At 65.3% G+C, this 15,872-nt stretch carries 17 protein-coding genes and 1 pseudogene; 2 read left to right on the top strand and 16 right to left on the bottom strand.

Translation table 11 applies throughout. The features are described from left to right. The first annotated feature begins 102 nt into the window (after nt 1–102). Entirely contained in the window at nt 103–792 is a 690-nt protein-coding gene (locus tag QTH90_RS29265) for a TetR/AcrR family transcriptional regulator (RefSeq protein ID WP_286668086.1), read from the top strand. Nucleotides 793–811: 19 nt separating this feature from the next. Here the strand turns inward: QTH90_RS29265 and QTH90_RS29260 are convergent, their stop codons facing one another. The 11 genes from QTH90_RS29260 to QTH90_RS29210 form a co-directional block, all read right to left on the bottom strand. Next, nucleotides 812–1,435: an isochorismatase family protein gene (locus QTH90_RS29260; RefSeq protein ID WP_286668085.1), complete on the bottom strand. Its 624-nt coding sequence runs from the start codon at nt 1,433–1,435 to the stop codon at nt 812–814. Then, on the bottom strand, nt 1,428–2,510 hold the full coding sequence (locus tag QTH90_RS29255) for a 2,5-dihydroxypyridine 5,6-dioxygenase NicX family protein (protein WP_286668084.1): 1,083 nt from the start codon (nt 2,508–2,510) through the stop codon (nt 1,428–1,430). The genes QTH90_RS29260 and QTH90_RS29255 overlap by 8 nt, the downstream gene beginning before the upstream one ends. A gap of 23 nt (nt 2,511–2,533) precedes the next feature. Then, a complete protein-coding gene (locus QTH90_RS29250) occupies nt 2,534–3,361 on the bottom strand; it encodes an alpha/beta fold hydrolase (RefSeq protein ID WP_286668083.1) in 828 nt (275 codons plus the stop codon). After that, nucleotides 3,358–4,137: a maleate cis-trans isomerase family protein gene (locus QTH90_RS29245; protein WP_286668082.1), complete on the bottom strand. Its 780-nt coding sequence runs from the start codon at nt 4,135–4,137 to the stop codon at nt 3,358–3,360. The genes QTH90_RS29250 and QTH90_RS29245 overlap by 4 nt, the downstream gene beginning before the upstream one ends. A gap of 13 nt (nt 4,138–4,150) precedes the next feature. Beyond that, nucleotides 4,151–5,386, bottom strand: a complete 1,236-nt coding sequence (locus tag QTH90_RS29240) for an FAD-dependent monooxygenase (RefSeq protein WP_286668081.1) — start codon at nt 5,384–5,386, stop codon at nt 4,151–4,153. A 116-nt stretch (nt 5,387–5,502) separates the two neighbouring features. Further along, a complete protein-coding gene (locus tag QTH90_RS29235) occupies nt 5,503–6,270 on the bottom strand; it encodes an ABC transporter ATP-binding protein (protein ID WP_286668080.1) in 768 nt (255 codons plus the stop codon). Beyond that, nucleotides 6,267–7,067, bottom strand: a complete 801-nt coding sequence (locus tag QTH90_RS29230) for an ABC transporter ATP-binding protein (RefSeq protein ID WP_286668079.1) — start codon at nt 7,065–7,067, stop codon at nt 6,267–6,269. The genes QTH90_RS29235 and QTH90_RS29230 overlap by 4 nt, the downstream gene beginning before the upstream one ends. Continuing rightward, entirely contained in the window at nt 7,064–8,056 is a 993-nt protein-coding gene (locus QTH90_RS29225; RefSeq protein ID WP_286668078.1) for a branched-chain amino acid ABC transporter permease, read from the bottom strand. The genes QTH90_RS29230 and QTH90_RS29225 overlap by 4 nt, the downstream gene beginning before the upstream one ends. After that, nucleotides 8,053–8,925 (bottom strand): branched-chain amino acid ABC transporter permease, encoded by an 873-nt coding sequence (locus tag QTH90_RS29220; RefSeq protein WP_286668077.1) that lies wholly within the window; start codon nt 8,923–8,925, stop codon nt 8,053–8,055. Before QTH90_RS29220 ends, QTH90_RS29225 begins: the two co-directional genes overlap by 4 nt. A gap of 30 nt (nt 8,926–8,955) precedes the next feature. Further along, nucleotides 8,956–10,089: an ABC transporter substrate-binding protein gene (locus tag QTH90_RS29215; protein WP_286668076.1), complete on the bottom strand. Its 1,134-nt coding sequence runs from the start codon at nt 10,087–10,089 to the stop codon at nt 8,956–8,958. Nucleotides 10,090–10,330: 241 nt separating this feature from the next. Further along, nucleotides 10,331–11,233, bottom strand: coding sequence for a DUF1214 domain-containing protein (locus tag QTH90_RS29210; RefSeq protein WP_286668075.1), 903 nt, complete (start codon nt 11,231–11,233; stop codon nt 10,331–10,333). Between the two features lie 55 nt (nt 11,234–11,288). On the opposite strand from QTH90_RS29210, the gene QTH90_RS29205 reads away from it, so the two are divergent. Further along, entirely contained in the window at nt 11,289–12,257 is a 969-nt protein-coding gene (locus tag QTH90_RS29205) for an MFS transporter (RefSeq protein ID WP_286668074.1), read from the top strand. A 19-nt stretch (nt 12,258–12,276) separates the two neighbouring features. Here QTH90_RS29205 and QTH90_RS31585 read toward each other — a convergent pair whose 3' ends face one another. The 5 genes and pseudogenes from QTH90_RS31585 to QTH90_RS29180 form a co-directional block, all read right to left on the bottom strand. After that, nucleotides 12,277–12,531, bottom strand: coding sequence for a GNAT family N-acetyltransferase (locus QTH90_RS31585; RefSeq protein WP_353506648.1), 255 nt, complete (start codon nt 12,529–12,531; stop codon nt 12,277–12,279). Nucleotides 12,532–13,000: 469 nt separating this feature from the next. Further along, nucleotides 13,001–13,351 (bottom strand): hypothetical protein, encoded by a 351-nt coding sequence (locus tag QTH90_RS29195; protein ID WP_286668073.1) that lies wholly within the window; start codon nt 13,349–13,351, stop codon nt 13,001–13,003. 182 nt (nt 13,352–13,533) lie between these two features. After that, nucleotides 13,534–13,767, bottom strand: a pseudogene (locus QTH90_RS29190) (aldehyde dehydrogenase family protein); the annotation flags it as partial. A gap of 250 nt (nt 13,768–14,017) precedes the next feature. Continuing rightward, complete coding sequence (locus tag QTH90_RS29185) at nt 14,018–14,167, bottom strand: hypothetical protein (RefSeq protein WP_286668072.1); 150 nt, start codon at nt 14,165–14,167, stop codon at nt 14,018–14,020. A gap of 306 nt (nt 14,168–14,473) precedes the next feature. Next, nucleotides 14,474–15,448 carry a Bug family tripartite tricarboxylate transporter substrate binding protein gene (locus QTH90_RS29180; RefSeq protein ID WP_286668071.1) on the bottom strand — a complete coding sequence of 325 codons (975 nt, stop codon included), beginning with the start codon at nt 15,446–15,448 and terminating at the stop codon, nt 14,474–14,476. Between the last annotated feature and the right edge of the window lie 424 nt (nt 15,449–15,872).

The raw sequence follows: 15,872 nt of genomic DNA, 5'->3' as shown, positions 1-15,872 counted from the left end.
CTGAATCGGGTCGTAGTTGAGGCGCCACATCGGGAATGCCTCTTTGCATCTCGATTGGGAGCGCTGCCCCTATACTCACTTATTGGCCAAGCGATTAATTACATGAAGACCACGGGTACCGCCAGCCGCACCATGACCACCAAGCGGGTTAAACAGAAGAAACCCGGCCGGCCGGAGGGAACCAGCGCGGTCCGCGACGAGATCATGGACGCCGCCGAAGCGCAGTTCGCAAAACTGGGCTACGCCGGCGCCACGCTGCGCGAGATCGCCGCCGCCACCAACGTGACGCAGGCGCTGATCAGCTACTACTTCGGGTCGAAGTACGGGTTGTTCGAGGAGACCTTCCTGCGCCGCGGGCAGGTCATCTCGAAGCAACGCGTGGACCTTCTCGAAACGCTGCTGGGCAAGGGCAAGCCCACGGTGCGTGAGATCGTGCATGCCTTTCTGTCGCCCACGCTGGCCCTGCGCTCCACACCGCAGGGCCGGTCCTTCCTGCGGCTGCAGGCCCGCCTGCACACCGAGCCGCCCGAGATCTCGTACAAGGTGCGCACGGATGCCTATGGTTCGTCCACGCAGCGCTATGTGGAAGCCTTTCGCCTGGCCCTGCCGCAACTGGGCGAGCTTGACGCCTACTGGCGCGTAACGCTGATGGTCGGCACCTACCTCTACGCGTTCTCGGACACGCACCGCTTGGAAGAGATGACGCCCGAGGGCCTGTACGACCCGGAGGACACCGAAGCGCTGATCGACCAGGTGACGCGCTTCGTGGTTGGCGGCTTCCAGGCGCGCTGAGGCGCCCTCGCCGCTCGCTTCAGGCCAAGGGAAGCCGCGCGTACAGCGCTTCCAGGCTCATCACGTCCGCATACTTCTGCCGCATGTCGAACAGGCTCGCCTCGTGCGGGCCGATGGCGCGGTCGCCCACGCAGTCTTCGACCACGACTGGCCGGAAGCCCCAGCACATGGCGTCGACCACGCTGGCGCGCACGCAGCCGCTGGTGACGCAACCGGCCACCAGCAGCGTGCGCACGCCGCGCTGCGTCAGCCAGGGCGCCAGGTCGGTGCCGAAGAAGGCCGAGGGGACGTTCTTGCGCACCAGCCGCTCGCCGGCCAGGGGCGCGAGCACATCCACGATCGCACTCTCAGGCGAATGCTCCTTCAGCCCCAGCATGCCAGGCACCTTGGTGCTGAAGATGTTGGCGTCGCTGTCGTCGTCCGCGTAGACGATTCGGCTGTGCGCCACCGGCCACCCGCGATCGCGCGCGGTGGCCAGCAGGCCCGCGGTACGGTCGATCGCGCCCGGGATGTTGCCACCGCCGAAAGTCCCGGGATCGGCGAAGCCGTTCACGAAGTCCACGATAAGGAGGCCGAGGGGCGGTAGCACGCCCAGCCCGGCGCCGAAACCCTGGCGATGGTAGACCTGCGACTCGTCACGCATGCGCGACCTCCTTCTGTTCGACGGTCTTCGCAGGATTCGTCAGCGACTCCACCACCTTGCCGTCATTCACCACCTGCAGCCCATCGACAAATACGTTGCAGTGCCGCATCGGGATGTCGATGTGGCAGGCGGTGGTGCGGCTGCCGCCTGCCTCGTTGTTCGGGCCGAGCGAGAACAGGAAGTTGCCGCTGACGGCGCGCGCATCCATGCCCAAGGTGGCCTCGCGGTCGTACAGGCCGAGGGTCGACCAGAAGGCGCGCTTTTGCAGCCCCCAGCCGACGTGCGAGATGGCGTAGGCCTCGGGGTCGTCGAAGGACTCGATGTACTCGCGCAGCAGTTCAGCCTCGGCATCGCCCTCGATGGCGGTGACGAAGCCGTTCTTCACCGTGAGCGTGATGGGCTCCCCCACGTAGTTCTTCATCGGCAGCAGCACATCTCCCTTGGCCAGCACGATGCGGCCCTGCGCTCCGCCTTCGTTCGGCCAGGTGAACGCGAAGCCGCTGGGCCAGTGGTCCCAGCGACCGGGCTGGTCGACGAAGCCGTACTCGGCCGTCACCGGGTAGTCGCCCAACGGCAGGCGCAGGTCGGTACCGGCGGCGGAGGTCACGTGCATCTCACGCTTGCCGCTGAGCAAGGCGACGCCGGCCTGCACCCGGTGGTAGTCCTCCTCGGTGGGCACCAAGCGCGCCAGCACCTCGGGCGGCTCCACCGCGAGCAGGATCCTGGTGCCCGAAGCCAGGATCTCATGCTGCTCGGGCGAGAACAGCAGCGTCATCAGATCCAGCACCAGGTCGCTGGCCTTGAGCGCGGCAATGGCGGCCCGGTTACCAGTGAGCGGCGTGGTGCCCAGGTAGGCGAGCGTGTCGCGGCTGAGTGCCTTCTCGCCGTTGACCGGTGGCAGGTCCAGCCGGCTGACACATGCGCCCATCATGGTGGCGGCGGTGATCGCGCAGCGCAGCGTTTGCGGATGCGTGTGGTCGCTCGTCAGTACGGTGACGGCATCGCCGCTCTTGAGCCTGGAAAGGGTGAGCACCTGGGTCCAGGCGCGAATGAGTTCGGTGTCGCTGATTGCCATGCAAATCTCCGTGTCGAATGGGTTCAGTCCAGCGCCTGGCCAAGGAAGTCGCCGAAGGCGCGATGAAATCCTTCCTCGTTGTCCCAGGGAATCATGTGGCCGGCGCCGGCCACGCGGTGCTCACGCAGGCCGGGCACCAGGGTGCGGATCTCGGCCACGTCCTCCTCGCGAATCACATGGCCACGCTCGGCGCTCATCAGCATCAACGGCACCGCGATGCGCGGCAGGTCGGCGTGGATGTCGTCGGTCTGGAACGCCTCGAAGCTGGTGACGATCGCGCGCTCGTCGCAGGTGTGCAGCCATTGGGCGCGCAGGCGCAGTTGCTCTTCGGTCCAAGTGGGGCAGAACTCGCGCATCTGCTCCAGGCTGATGCCATGGCGTGCCATGCGGATGGAATCCACATACCAGGGCAGCTTTGCCGGATAGGCGCGGCGGCCCGGGCCGGAGACTGGCGGGTCGACTGCCACCACGCGCGTAAGGCGGGCGGCCTGCTTCGAAGCCGCGCGAATGGCGATGCGGCCGCCCATCGAGTGGCCGACAAAGGCATACCGCAAAAGGCCCAGCGCGGCAGCAAAGGCGTTCAGGTCAGCCGCCTGTGCATCGAGGCTGTAGTCGAGTGCATCCGAAGCCTCGCTCAGGCCTCGCCCCCGCACATCGAGCACATAGGTGTCGAAGTGGCGCCCGAAGCGCTCAGCCACGAAGCCCCAGGTCACGGCCGGGCTGGTGATGCCCGGGATGATGACCACTGCATCGCGACCGGCGCGCGCGCCCGTGTCGCCGCCGTAACGCAGGTAGTGCTGGCGGATGCCATTGGCATGCACCTGCGCGCCGTAGAGGAAGGTGCTGCTCATTGGCAAGCTCCCTTCTTCGAATAAGCCCCGGACAGCAGCGCACCCGCGCCCGGCACCACCTGGTCCAGGCCCAGGGCGCCCAGCATCGCATAGGTCGTGGCGACCGCGGCCGTCACCACCGGCTTGCCCGTAGCCGCCTCGACCTGTGCGATGGCCGGCAGCGAAGGCATCTGCACGCAGGCCGAGAGCACGATCGCATCCACGTCATCGGTCTTCATGCCGGCCACGATGGCCGGCAGCTTTGCCGGGTCGTGACGGCCGACCGCCAGGTTGTCCGGAATCTCCAGCGCGCGCCAGTCGGCCACCTCGAAGCCCTCGTGCTCGATGTAGTCGATCACCAGCTTCGTCAGCGGCACCATGTAGGGCGCTACCAGCGCGATGCGCTTGACGCCCATCACCTTGAGCGCATCGACCAGTGCGCCAGCGCTGGTGATCACCGGCGCCTCGCCCTGATTGCCGGCGGTGGCGGCGCTCAGGCGGGACTGCGACTGCCGGTGGTAGCCGCGGCCCATGGCCATGATGGCCACCAGGCAGGCGTAGCCCAGCACGTCGACCCGCGCATCGCTCAGCTCCAGGGCGCAGCGGTCGGACTCGGCGTCCATCGCGGCGAGTTCTTCCTTGTTGACGTGCTTCATCCGCATGCGCGCGGAATGAAAGGTGAAGCGCTCGGGCCGCACCTGTTCGCGCAGGCGCAGCATGGCGGGAATCTCGGTCTCCATCGTGGTGTTGGAGCTGGGCACGATCTGCCCGATGCGGAATTGGGTCTTGCTCGTCATCTCTGATCCTTCTTCAGGCCGCGGCTGCTTCGGTGTTTTCGTCGAAGCGCTCGACGCATGCGGTGGCGTCATACGAATAGACCCATTCGGCCTTGATGCCGACAGCGTTCGGGTCCTTGGCCTGGGCCTTCTGGAATTCCTCGTCGCGCTTCTTCTGCTCTTCCGGCGTTGCCAGGTGGTAGGTGCGGCCGCGCTCTCGTGCCTCCAGTTGCACGCGGGCGGTGCGCGGGCGACGCTCGGCCTCGTAGGCACGCAGGGCGCCGTCCAGGTCGCCATCGAAGTGCGACAGCGCGGCGGCCAGCACGTAGGCGTCCTCGATGGCCATCGCCGCGCCCTGCGAGAGGAAGGGGAGCATCGGATGCGCCGCGTCGCCCAGCAGCGTCACGCGGCCCTGCGACCACTGCTCCATCGGGTCGCGGTCGAACAAGCCCCACTTGAAGATCTGCTGCGCGTCGGTCTTCTCGAACAGGCGGATGATGTTCTCGTGCCAGCCTTCGTAGGCGCCCAGCAGTTCCTCGCGGGTGCTCGGTTCGGTCCACGATTCGGTCACCCAGTCGGCGCTCTCGTTGACGGCAACGATGTTCACCGCCGCCCCGCCCTTGACGTAGTAGGTGACGATGTGCGCCTTCGGGCCCATCCAGAAGGAGGCGTCCGGGCTCACGAAGGGCAAGGGGTGATGCTCCACGGGCACCAGCGCGCGCCAGCACATGTGGCCGGTGTATTGCGAGGCCGTCTTGCCCCACAGCGAGTCGCGCACCGCCGAATGGATGCCGTCGGCGCCCACGATCAGGTCGGCTTCGAATTGGGTGCCATCGCTGAAATGGGCCACGGCCCCGTCATCGCGCTGGGTCACCCCGGTGCACGAGACGTTGAAACGCACATGGTCCGCGGGGATGCCTTCGCACAGGATGGCGTGCAGGTCAGCGCGGTGCACATGCCAGAAGTCGGCGCCGAAGAGGCGCGGGCACACCTCCCTCAGTGGCGTGTGGAAGAGTTCGCGCGCGTCGTCCCAATTGCGACCGACCATGGCGTTGGGCAGGAAACCGATGCGCGCCAGCGCGTCGCCCAGGCCCAGCGCGCGAAGTACCTTGGCCGCATTGGGTGTCATCTGCACGCCCGCGCCGATTTCGCCGAACGCGCTCGCGCGCTCGAACACGTGCGCATCGATGCCACGCAGCCGCAGCGCGCGCGCCAGGGCCACGCCGCCGATGCCGCCGCCGACGATGCCCACTCGCAATGTCTTGTTCATGTCTTCGCTACTCCTTGATCTGATGGCCGGCGTTGGGCCAGGCCCCGTTGTTAAACAGTTGTTCAATTAATTGAAAGAGACAAAAAGAGGGTGCTCGGGCACCCTCCCTGCCGGAATCAGCCGCCCAGGTAGGCGCTGAGCAATCCCGGGTCGTCGAGCAGGCCGGCCGCGTCGCGTTCGGCCACCACACGCCCGGTTTCGTAGACGTAGGCGCGCTTGGCCACCGACAGCGCGTTGTGCACGTTCTGCTCGACCAGCATCACCGTCACGCCGTGGGCGTTGATCTCGCGCACGAACTCGAACACTTCCTCGGCCATGCGCGGGCTCAGGCCCAGGCTGGGCTCGTCGAGCAAGAGCAGGCGCGGCTCGGACATCAGCGCACGGCCGATGGCCAGCATCTGTTGCTCGCCGCCGCTGAGCGTGCCGGCCAGTTGCTTGTGCCGTTCCTTGAGGCGCGGAAAGCGCTCGTAGACCCGGCCGATGCGCCGCTCGATCTCACCCTTGGACTTGCACAGGTAGGCACCCATCGAAAGGTTCTCGTCAACCGTCATGGTCGGCCACACATGGCGCTCCTCCGGCGACTGTGCGATGCCCTGCGCCACCACGCGGTCGGCCGGGAGGCCGCCGATGCTCCGGCCCTGGAAGAGGATCTCGCCACGCGTGGGCTTGAGCAAGCCGGAGATGGCGCGCAGCGTGGTGCTCTTGCCCGCGCCGTTGGCGCCGATGAGCGCCACCACCTCGCCCGGCATCACGCGCAGGTTCACGCCGTGCAGGGCTGCTGTCTTGCCGTAGCTCACGTGCAGGTCGCGCAGCTCCAGCACAGGCGAAGCGGCGGCATCGGCCAACGTGCTTGCGTGCATCTCGTGGGTCATCACTGCGCTCATGCCTTCTTTCCTCCACCGCCCAGGTAGGCCTCGACCACCCGGCTGTCGGCCTGAACCTGGGCAGGCGTTCCCTCGATCAGCTTCTGGCCGAAATGCATCACCACCACCCGGTCCGAGACACCCATCACCAGGCTCATGTTGTGCTCCACGATCAGGATCGATTGGACGAGCGTGCCGCGCAGCGTCTTGAGGATCTCGCCGAACTGGCGGGCCTCCTGACTGTTGAGGCCGGCCGCGGGTTCGTCCAGCATCAAGATCTTCGGCTTGGCCGCGAGGGCCAGGGCCACTTCGAGAAGCCGCAGCTCGCCACAGGACAGCACAGCGGCCGGCGTGTTCATGCGATGGCCCAAGCCCATGGTGTGGACGATGCGCTGCGCGCTGTCGCGCGCAGCCGCCTCGGTGGCACGCACCGCACGGCCTGGGAAGAAGGTGCGCCACAGCGGCTGGCGCGCTTCCATGTAGTGGCCGGTCAGCACATTCTCGAACACCGTGAGCGACTTGAGGATGTTGGTCTTCTGGAAGCTGCGCACGATGCCCATGCGGGCCATGTGATAGGGCTTCCGTCCGGTCACGTCGTTGCCTGCGAAGCGCACCTGGCCTGCGCTGGGCGTGTAGAAGCCCGTGATCAGGTTGAAGCAGGTGGTCTTGCCGGCGCCGTTGGGGCCGATCAGGCCGACGATCTCGCCGGGGTGCACGTCAAAGCTGATGTCCTTGACGGCATGGATGCCGCCGAAGGACTTGCCCAGGCCCCGCACCTCCAGCGCGCGTGGCGCGTTCATGGCGTAGGTCGCGCTCATGCCGCCCTCCTCTCTGCCGTGGGCGAAACTGTTGCATTCTTCGGCGACGCGGCCTTGCGCGATTCGCGCCATTGCACGACGAAGCCCATCAGGCCGCGCGGCAGGAAGAGCACGATCGCGATCACTGCCAGGCCGAAGATCGACAGGCGCAGCTCCTTGGCCTCGCGCAGATACTCCTCGAGGAAGGTCACCAGGAGCGCGCCGATCAGCGGCCCGACCAGCGTGCCCTTGCCGCCAATGAGCACCATGATGATCATGCTCACCATGAACGCAAACCGGAACACCTCGGGCCCCACGAAGGAGATGTAGTGAGCATAGAAGCCACCCGCCATGCCCGACAGCAGCGCGCCCAGCACCAGCGCCAGCATCGAGTAGCTCAACGGGCGGATACCGATGGACTGCGCCACATAGCGGTTCTCGCGGACCGCCACCGCGGCGCGGCCCGCGTTCGAATGCACGAAGCGGAAGCTCAGGTAGAGCGTGAGTGCGAGCAGCACCCAGGCGATGCCGTAGTAGAACTGCTTGGCGCCCAGGTTGCCTGCCTCGGCCAGCCACTCGGGCTGCGGAACGCCGGCAATGCCCATCGGGCCATTGGTCAACGCGATCCAGTTGTCGGCCACCAGGCGCAACACCTCGGCGAAGGACAGCGTCACGATCACGAAGAATGGCCCCTGCAACCGCAGCGTGATGCCGCCAATGACCACGCCCACCACCGCGGCCAGCAGGCCGGCCGCCGGCACGGTGGCCCACATCGGCCAGCCGTACTGCGTCGACAGGATGGCCGCTGTGTAGGCGCCGGTGCCGAGGAACGCGGTGTGGCCGAGCGAGAACTCGCCCACGTAGCCCACCACCAGGTTGAGGCTGCTGGCCAGCACCGCGTAGAACAGCACCATGATCGCGATGTGCAGCACGTACTGGTCGCGCAACACAAAGGGCAGCAACGCGGCCAGCGCCATCAACGCAAGGAGACAATGCTTCTCGAATTTCATGCGCGCTCCGCCCGTTTGGAAAAGAGGCCGTAGGGCCGGAAGAGCAAGGTGAGGATCACCAGCGCGAAGCCGACGATGTCTACCCAGCCGGTGGCCACGTAGCCGCCCCACAAGGCTTCCACCACGCCCAGCAGAAGACCGCCGGCGATGGCGCCCGCGAAGCTGCCCATGCCGCCCAGGATCACCACAACGAAGGCCTTCATGCTGACCAGGCCGCCAACGGCCACCTGCGCCGAGTAGATCGAGCCGAGCAGCATGCCGGCCATGGAGGCGATCACCGTGCCCATTGCGAAGGTGGCTGCGTAGACATTGGCCGTGCGCACGCCCACGAGTTGGGCGGCCATCGGGTCCTGGAAGGTTGCGCGCATCGCGCGGCCCAGGCGCGTCTTGTGGATCACCAGCCACGCGGCCACGATCAGCAGCGCGCACACCACTACCGCAAACACTCGCAGCTTGGTAAGCACCACCGTGCCGAGGAACAAGGGACCGGCGGAGATTGGCGCCTCGACCTTCAACGGTGCCGTGCCCACCGCGAGCAAGGCGGTGTTGGCCAGGAAGATCGACAAGCCGATGGTCAGCAAGATTCCGGGCTCCTCGCCCTGGTTGCGGATGCGCTCGATCAGGAAGCGATCGACCAGCCAGCCGAAGGCGCCCATGGCGACCGCCACCAGCACCAGCCCGCTGAAGAAGTCCAGGCCCAGGCGGGTGGTCGCCCACCAGCCCATGACACCGCCGAGCATGTAGAGCTCGCCGTGGGCGAAATTGACCACGCGCATGAGACCGAGGATCAGGGTCAGTCCCAGCGCCGAGAGCGCATAGAACGAACCCGTCACCAGGCCGTTGGCAAGGTACTGGGAAAGTAGTTCCATCGTCGGAAGTCCTCCGTCTGCGTCGCGGCCTCAGGGCTTCTCGGTGGCCGACTGCGCGACCACGTGCGGCTCACGCTGGCTGATTTGCACCAGCACCACGTCGAAGCCATAACCTTCGCCCTTGTCGGTGAAGCGGTAGCGGCCGTTGGGCGCTGCGTAGTCGGTCTTGCGCAGCGCGTCGCGGATCGCCTCGGGCTCCGCCTTGCCGGCGCGCGCAACCGCGTCGAGCATGATGTTCATCGCGTTGTAGCCGGCGGCGCCGTACTTGCCCGGCTTTTCCTTGTAGGCCTTGCTGTATTGCTCGACGAAGGCCTTGTTGCGTTCGTTCGAGAGGCTCGATGCATATGGCACGGCGGCATAGATGCCTTCCGACGCGTCGCCCGTGAGGCCAATGAAGTCCGCCGTGGCCCAGGAGCCCACACCGAAGATCCTGGTCTTGATTCCGAACTCCTTGAACTGCTTCACAAGGATGGAGCCGTCCTGCGTCTCGGCGGCCACGAACACGCCGTCGGCCTTGCTGGCGCGCAGCTTGGTCAGCAGCGTGTAGAAGTCGGTCGCACCGTGGTCGAAGTACTCCTTCATCACGGTCTTCACGCCCAGGGCTTCCAGGTCCTTGGAGAAGTCCTCCACGCCGCCACGGCCCCAGTCGTCGTTCACGCCGATATAGGCCACGGTCTTGAGCTGCAGCTTGTCCGCCAGGATCTTGCTGAAGGTCTTGGACATGAGGCGGTCGGTCTCGGCCGAGCGGAAGAAGTACTGCATGCCCTTCTCCGTCAGGTCGGCCTTGGACGACACGCCGGTAAGGAACGGGACCTTGTACTTCTCGGCCACCGGCATCACTGCGGCGGTCGCCGAACTGCAGAAGGCGCCTTGCAGCGCCACTACTTTGTCGCGCTGCACCAGCTTCTCGGCGGCATTGACCGAGTTGGCGGGGCGGCACTGGCCGTCCTCAACGACCAGCTCGACCTTGCGGCCGAGCACGCCACCAGCGGCATTGCGCTGCTCGACGGCGAGCTTTGCACCGTTGACCGAAGCCAGCCCGTTGTAGGCGACCGAGCCGGTCAGCGGCTCGATCACGCCGATCTTCACCGTCTCCTGGGCGCTGGCCAGCACCGACACAGCGACGAGGCCCGTGAGGGACAGCAGTTGAGACCACTTGTTCATTTCATTCTCCAGGTGAGGACAAACCAACCCGACACGCTGGCCGACCAAGCCTTCGCACCGGTGCTATTAAATTAAACGATCAATTAATTGTGGACCGAAGAATAGACCCAGCACATTGATCCCGTGTTGGGGTTAACCCGCGCAATTAATTGAACACCTGATTAGCAAGCTTGATGCCAGCTGGAGATGGCGATCCATAGCCAAGGAACCGCGGCACATGCACCACGGAGTGGCGTTGCGCCTATAAATGGGGGCTCCTTCCGCAGAGCCCCCTTGAGCGCATTCGTCCGGTCCGTTCGCGTGCGGGCTCAGCCCACTTCCTTGGCCCGCGGCGGAACCAGGAGCCGTCGAGAAGAGATGGCGCCTTGTCCTTGGGCCAGTACAGCCGCATCATGAGGATGAATCCGTCCTTGGCCGCGGGCAGCCAGTTCTCCTCCTTGTCGGCCCCCGGTGACTCATGCTGGACGTACAAGTCGATGGAGCCAGCGGGGTTGGGCTTGAGCTTGTTGCGCTGGCTGACGGTGTAGCGGTTGATCGAGTTCGGCACGAAGAAGTAGCCCGTGTCATACATCGTCAGCGACCAGAATCCGTTGACCGGCGGCAACTGGCCCTTGGGGAAATGCATCACGTACTTCTTGGAGCCGTGGTACTTCTGCAGCACGTCCGGCCCGGTCGAGGTCGGGTAGACCGCATCCTGCGGCCTGTTGGCGCCCAGGCCAATGGCCGTGATCAATGCGCGCTGGATGTAGTTGGTGCCGTAGATGCCGGTCTTGGTGGTGAAGGTCCAGCCGTTCTTGAGCTTCAGGTCGCCGGCCAGGACGCCCTTCTTCATCCAACCCATGATCTTGGCTTGCGCCGGCTTCGGTGCTTCGGCCAGTCCCTTGCTAACCGAAGGATCGAGCTTGGAGACATCGAAATCCTGGCCCGGCACGATGCCGATCTTCGCCAGCTTGGCGACCATCGGCGCATCGGCCGCGGCCGGGGGATTGGTCTTGAGCAGCTGCGCAAATAGGGTGAAGAAGGCCGTGGCATCCATGCCATCGACCAGGTCGCGCACGGCCGTCTTGGCGTCGAACGCCGGGTCGACCTGACCGGCCGGCGGCGTGTACGGCTTGCCGTAGGACGACAGGGGCACCGCCGACATGTGGTCCTGCAGCGCATGGACTTCGGCATAGTCTTCCGGGGTGCCGGTGCAGTAGATGCGCCGACGGCTTCTGGTCTGCTCCCTGGTGCTACTTGGTATCGCCAACTTCGCTTCTGCGTTGTCCTGGAGCCTCGGCATGCTCGTTGTCACACGCGTTGCGGCGGCGGCGTGTGCCGCCGCCTACACGCCCAATGCCGGGGCGGTGGCGGCCGCACTGGCAGGTCCCCAAACGCGCGCGCGGGCACTTGCCGTGGTCATTGGTGGCCTGACCTTGGCGACCGCGCTGGGGGTCCCTATCGGACACGCCGTCAGCGCCGCGTTGAGTTGGCGCGCTTCCCTGGCGCTCGTGGGCGTCTTGTCGCTCGTGGCCGCGACAGGAGTGTTCTTCCTGATGCCATCCGTCCCAGGCGGAACCAAGGTCACGCTGCTCCAAAGGCTTGCGGCGCTCAGGCGCCCACGGGTACTGCTGATCCTTCCGTTGACGGTTCTTGGAATGGCCGCTTGCTACACGCCGTATGCGTTTACGTCGGATCTCCTGGATGCCTTGCGGGTGCCCGATTCCGCGTTGACTTTCATGCTCTTTGCCTACGGCGCGGGCGCTTTCATTGGCAACTACCTGTCCGGTCGAGGGACGGACGGCGTCGGTCCCGTGCCAATCCTGGCCGGCACTTACGGGCTCATGACTGCCTCCCTGGGAATCCTGGCCTGGTTCGGCATCGCCCAGCCGCCCGAGACCTCGCTACTCCTCGCCTTCATGATGGCGTGCTGGGGAGCCAGTAGCTGGGCGCAATCCCCGGCGCAGCAGCACCGGCTCATCGCTAGCGCGCCCGAAGAGTCGTCACTGGTCGTGGCCCTGAATTCGTCCTGCATCTATCTGGGGATGTCGATCGGCACGGCTATCGGCGGCCAGCTCATCGGACATGGCGCGAGCGTGCCTCTGACGTGCGGCGCCGCCCTGGCTGCCTTGGCGTTCGTTTATCTCTTGTTCACAAATGCACGGTTGCGAGCAAGTCCCCAAGGCTGAGCAAGGATCCAACTCAACTTCATCTGAAATGGTACTCGAGTACCTCATCATTCAAGGCATCGATGACTCCTGTGGGAACCCAACCGAGATGTCTGTAGAAGCCATGAGAGCGAGCTCTCGGGTCGGTTGAGCAACCAAGGAAAAGACGCGGGATGTCCGTGGCTCTGAACTCATCAACAACCAGACCGAGAAGAGCCTTGCCGATGCCGAGGCCTTCGATGCCGGTAGCAATGCCAACACGCCGATTTCGCCAGTTCCCCGAATCCCAAAGCAGTAGCCGACGAGCTCTTTGTCGACGAGGCCAACGAATCCGAACAACAGACCCTCGCGGACGTCCGCCTCCCAGCTTTGAGGCGTCACACCGATTGCACTCAGCTGTTCCGGAGAAAAGGCGTTTTCCCGTGTCAAGCCTCGCAAAGTAAAGCAGGCGGGCGTGTCTTCGGGAACAGCTTTTCCATAGACAAGGTTCATGACGGCCTCTCGGTGACCGACGATAACGCCTTCCGAGTCGCAGTCAGCCTAGCAACTGGGGCGGTCGTCAGTCGGCCCTTGGTAGCATTTTGACCGCTGATCCTCCTCGGTTTGCTGAACGGCGCCGACTCACCAAAGCTGTGGAGGCGGCGCGATGCACACACGCCCGGACCTACCGAATACAGCAGGCCGGCAAGCTCTCGCCCAGGGTAGGTGTCCACGAACTGGGCGCCTGCAGCGAAGGTCCGGTCTTGGCCGCATTCTGCTGTCGCCTACGCATGTCCCAAGTCGTCGAGCCGACGAAGCTCCTCGCCCTCGTCCTCGGACGCTTGGAAGATGTTCCGCAGGGTCTGCGGCGTGATGGGTCTGCCAGCCTCGGCGAGAAGTGGTTGATGCCCGCCGTCCTCGATGGCCGATAGGAGTGCCCGCGCCTTCGCGAAAACGTCTTCGGCTCGGTTTCCGAAAAGCTCTTGGTCAAACAATGGCTCGCCCTCCAACAGACGACGACGCACCTCGAGCACACCTAGGTTCGTAATCCGGCGAACATCGCCAACGAGCGAGACGGAGGGGTCACGCGGCGCATCGTCGCTGGGAGGTGATGGTGAATGGCGGGTTTTGCGCAACCGGCCGTCCGCTCGTTCTGGTCTACTGTCTGGAGAGTGCGCACGCGCTTCGACGTGGTGAGCGAGCGCCCTGCCCTTTCCCCTGTCCAAGCCGGTGACTCCAGATCGGCTCTCAAGCAACTAGCGGGGGCCGATTTCTCATCGAATCAACAACTTGCGCGCGCCGCCGTCAAAGTTAGGCCGGTGGTCGAAGTGCGGCCCCATGCGGCCCTGGCCTTGTGCGCGGCATCGAGGGCGGCCTCGATGTCTTTCGCGTTGGAGCGCGGGATGCTCGTGAAGGCCTGGCCCGTGACCGGCGTCAGGTTGTCGAAGTACTGCCCGTCGATCGGCGCGACCCACTGGCCGCCGATGTAGTTTCCGTACTGCTTCTTGAAGGGGTTCGCAACGCCGAGGTTGCGCATTTCAGCCATGTCCATGAATTCATCTCCGTTGAAGTTGAGGAAGGAATCGCATGGACTGGTTCGCAATCGGTGGGCCAATCCGTGCCTCCGCGTGCCAGCACGCGCAAGTGCTTGTCACCAAAAGGATTTACAGCCGGTGTGCGCCGACATCGCGTGACAGTCATCGTGCGCACGCTGTGTCGAAACGGAGCAGATGATGCAAATTGAATCAGCCGCCTGGATCGCTCAAAGCGCGCACGAAGCCCGGTCCCTCGGGCGGTCCTGTTCAGTCCACGCCGACCCCGGCTTCCTTGACGACGCTGGCCCAGCGCGGCAGGTTGCTCCTGATCCTTGCGGCAAATTGCTCGGGAGTGCCCGCTGAGGGTTCGCAACCGAGCGTGGCGAGCTTCTCGCGCAGCTCGGGCGAATTCAGCACCTTGGCCAGCTAAGGCTGCAACTGCGCGACGACGTCCTTCGGGTGCCGCTTTTGCAGCCACACCGCTTGCCCCCTCCTCCTGTCGAACAAGAGGCTGGCGAGTTGGAATGCCCAGCGACTGACATCCGGGCAGGTTCGATTCGCGAGCTCGTGAACACACGCAGCTCACGGTGAGGTCGCGTGGGGCGACGCGCAACCGTGGCAGGCGAAGTTGCACTTCGTCCCGGCGCCGGGGAGCCGTCGTATCGACGGCCGGTCCCGGGGTCGAGGTGGACGACGCACTAGCCTAGTTGTGAGGCTTCACACTCAGTCCGCCTTGATACCGCTGGCGTTGACGATCTGCGCATAGCGCTCATACTCGGCTGCCACCTGGCGAGCGAATTTGGGTTGCAGGTCGCCGGTGCTCTCGATGCCCTGCGCGGCGAGTTCGGCGCGCACCGCCGGCGTGCGGAGAATCGGCGCCACTGCCGCGCCGATCGTATCAACGACGGCCTGCGGCGTCTTTGCAGGCGCGAACAAGCCGAACCAAGTGCCCGACTTGAAGCCCGCATAGCTTTCCGCCACGGTCGGCACGTCGGGCAGCAACGCGTGGCGCCCCTCGCCCCCAACCGCCAGGGCAGTCAGGCGGCCGCTGCGGATGTGCGGCAGCGCCGGACCGACGGCAATGAACATCAGGTCGACTTGGCCGGCGATCACATCCTGCATACCCAGCGGGCCCCCGCGGTAAGGAATGTGCGTGACATGGATGCCCGCGCGCTGCTTGAGCAGTTCCATGCCGAGCTGCTGCGGGCTTCCATTGCCGGCGGACGCGTAGTTGTAGTGGCCCGGCTTGGCCTTCGCGGCGCTGGTGAAATCGCGCAGCGTCCTGAAGCCGGTCCGGGGGTTGGCCACGAGGACGAAGTCGATCGCTCCGAGCGACACGACCGGAACGAGGTCGGTGCGCGCGTCATAGGGGAGGCTGGGCAGCAAGTTCGGCAGGATCGTGGTCGGGCCATCGGCACCCACGAGCAGCGTGTAGCCTTCGGCGGGTGCCTTGGCCAGCGCCTCCGCGGCCACGATGCCGCCGGCGCCGGCCCGGTTGTCGACCACGACCGGCTGCTTCCAGACGTCGGACAGGCGCGGTGCAAGGAAGCGTGCCAGGACATCGGGCGAACTGCCTGCGGTGTTTGCCACGAGCATGTGGACAGGGTGGGCCGGCCAGGTCGGCGTCTGCGCCCAAGCGGCATGCGTCGTACCGAACAGGAGCGCCACGCCAAGGTGGAAAAAGGTGGAAACGTGCATCGGAACCTTGGTGATCGAAAGCGCTGGGCGAAGACCCGCGGCGGGTGGCGGGCGCATTCTGCGGCAATGCAACCTCACAGGCAAAGACGGATTAGTGAAATGGTTAGCCGGCAAAACGTATAACTCGTCGGCGTGGGAGCGGCGCGAGTCTGCGTCGGATCCGCGTGAGCGCCTGTGCGAGGTCGTCGAGCGGATCTCCCCTGCACCAGTTCGGGCCGCTCGGGCGAGTTTTGCTGGCAAGCGGGGTGATAACACACAGGCAGCCCAGATAGGCAACAGCGATTGCGTGCTCTTTACTCTTTGAGCCAAAGTGGCGCAGAACGCAAAAAAGCCCAGCCTTTGTGGGGCTGGGCTTTTCTGGGCTGTAAGAGCCTGACGATGACCTACTTTCACACGGGAACCCGCACTATCATCGGCGCTGAGG

The sequence above is a fragment of the Variovorax flavidus genome (genome assembly GCF_030317145.1).
GTDB classification, from domain to species: domain Bacteria; phylum Pseudomonadota; class Gammaproteobacteria; order Burkholderiales; family Burkholderiaceae_C; genus Variovorax; species Variovorax flavidus.
The sequence above is the reverse complement of the archived record's forward strand: the minus strand, read 5'-3'. Positions and strand labels throughout refer to the sequence as shown.

What these genes read in the sequence shown, in the direction of transcription:
- QTH90_RS29250 (WP_286668083.1), bottom strand. Translation starts at nt 3,361, where the DNA reads ATGAGCAGCACCTTCCTCTACGGCGCGCAGGTGCATGCCAATGGCATC.
- QTH90_RS29240 (WP_286668081.1), bottom strand. Translation starts at nt 5,386, where the DNA reads ATGAACAAGACATTGCGAGTGGGCATCGTCGGCGGCGGCATCGGCGGC.
- QTH90_RS29245 (WP_286668082.1), bottom strand. Translation starts at nt 4,137, where the DNA reads ATGACGAGCAAGACCCAATTCCGCATCGGGCAGATCGTGCCCAGCTCC.
- QTH90_RS29265 (WP_286668086.1), top strand. Translation starts at nt 103, where the DNA reads ATGAAGACCACGGGTACCGCCAGCCGCACCATGACCACCAAGCGGGTT.
- QTH90_RS29255 (WP_286668084.1), bottom strand. Translation starts at nt 2,510, where the DNA reads ATGGCAATCAGCGACACCGAACTCATTCGCGCCTGGACCCAGGTGCTC.
- QTH90_RS29215 (WP_286668076.1), bottom strand. Translation starts at nt 10,089, where the DNA reads ATGAACAAGTGGTCTCAACTGCTGTCCCTCACGGGCCTCGTCGCTGTG.
- QTH90_RS29230 (WP_286668079.1), bottom strand. Translation starts at nt 7,067, where the DNA reads ATGAGCGCGACCTACGCCATGAACGCGCCACGCGCGCTGGAGGTGCGG.
- QTH90_RS29225 (WP_286668078.1), bottom strand. Translation starts at nt 8,056, where the DNA reads ATGAAATTCGAGAAGCATTGTCTCCTTGCGTTGATGGCGCTGGCCGCG.
- QTH90_RS29205 (WP_286668074.1), top strand. Translation starts at nt 11,289, where the DNA reads ATGCGCCGACGGCTTCTGGTCTGCTCCCTGGTGCTACTTGGTATCGCC.
- QTH90_RS29260 (WP_286668085.1), bottom strand. Translation starts at nt 1,435, where the DNA reads ATGCGTGACGAGTCGCAGGTCTACCATCGCCAGGGTTTCGGCGCCGGG.
- QTH90_RS29210 (WP_286668075.1), bottom strand. Translation starts at nt 11,233, where the DNA reads ATGTCGGCGGTGCCCCTGTCGTCCTACGGCAAGCCGTACACGCCGCCG.
- QTH90_RS29180 (WP_286668071.1), bottom strand. Translation starts at nt 15,448, where the DNA reads ATGCACGTTTCCACCTTTTTCCACCTTGGCGTGGCGCTCCTGTTCGGT.
- QTH90_RS29220 (WP_286668077.1), bottom strand. Translation starts at nt 8,925, where the DNA reads ATGGAACTACTTTCCCAGTACCTTGCCAACGGCCTGGTGACGGGTTCG.
- QTH90_RS29235 (WP_286668080.1), bottom strand. Translation starts at nt 6,270, where the DNA reads ATGAGCGCAGTGATGACCCACGAGATGCACGCAAGCACGTTGGCCGAT.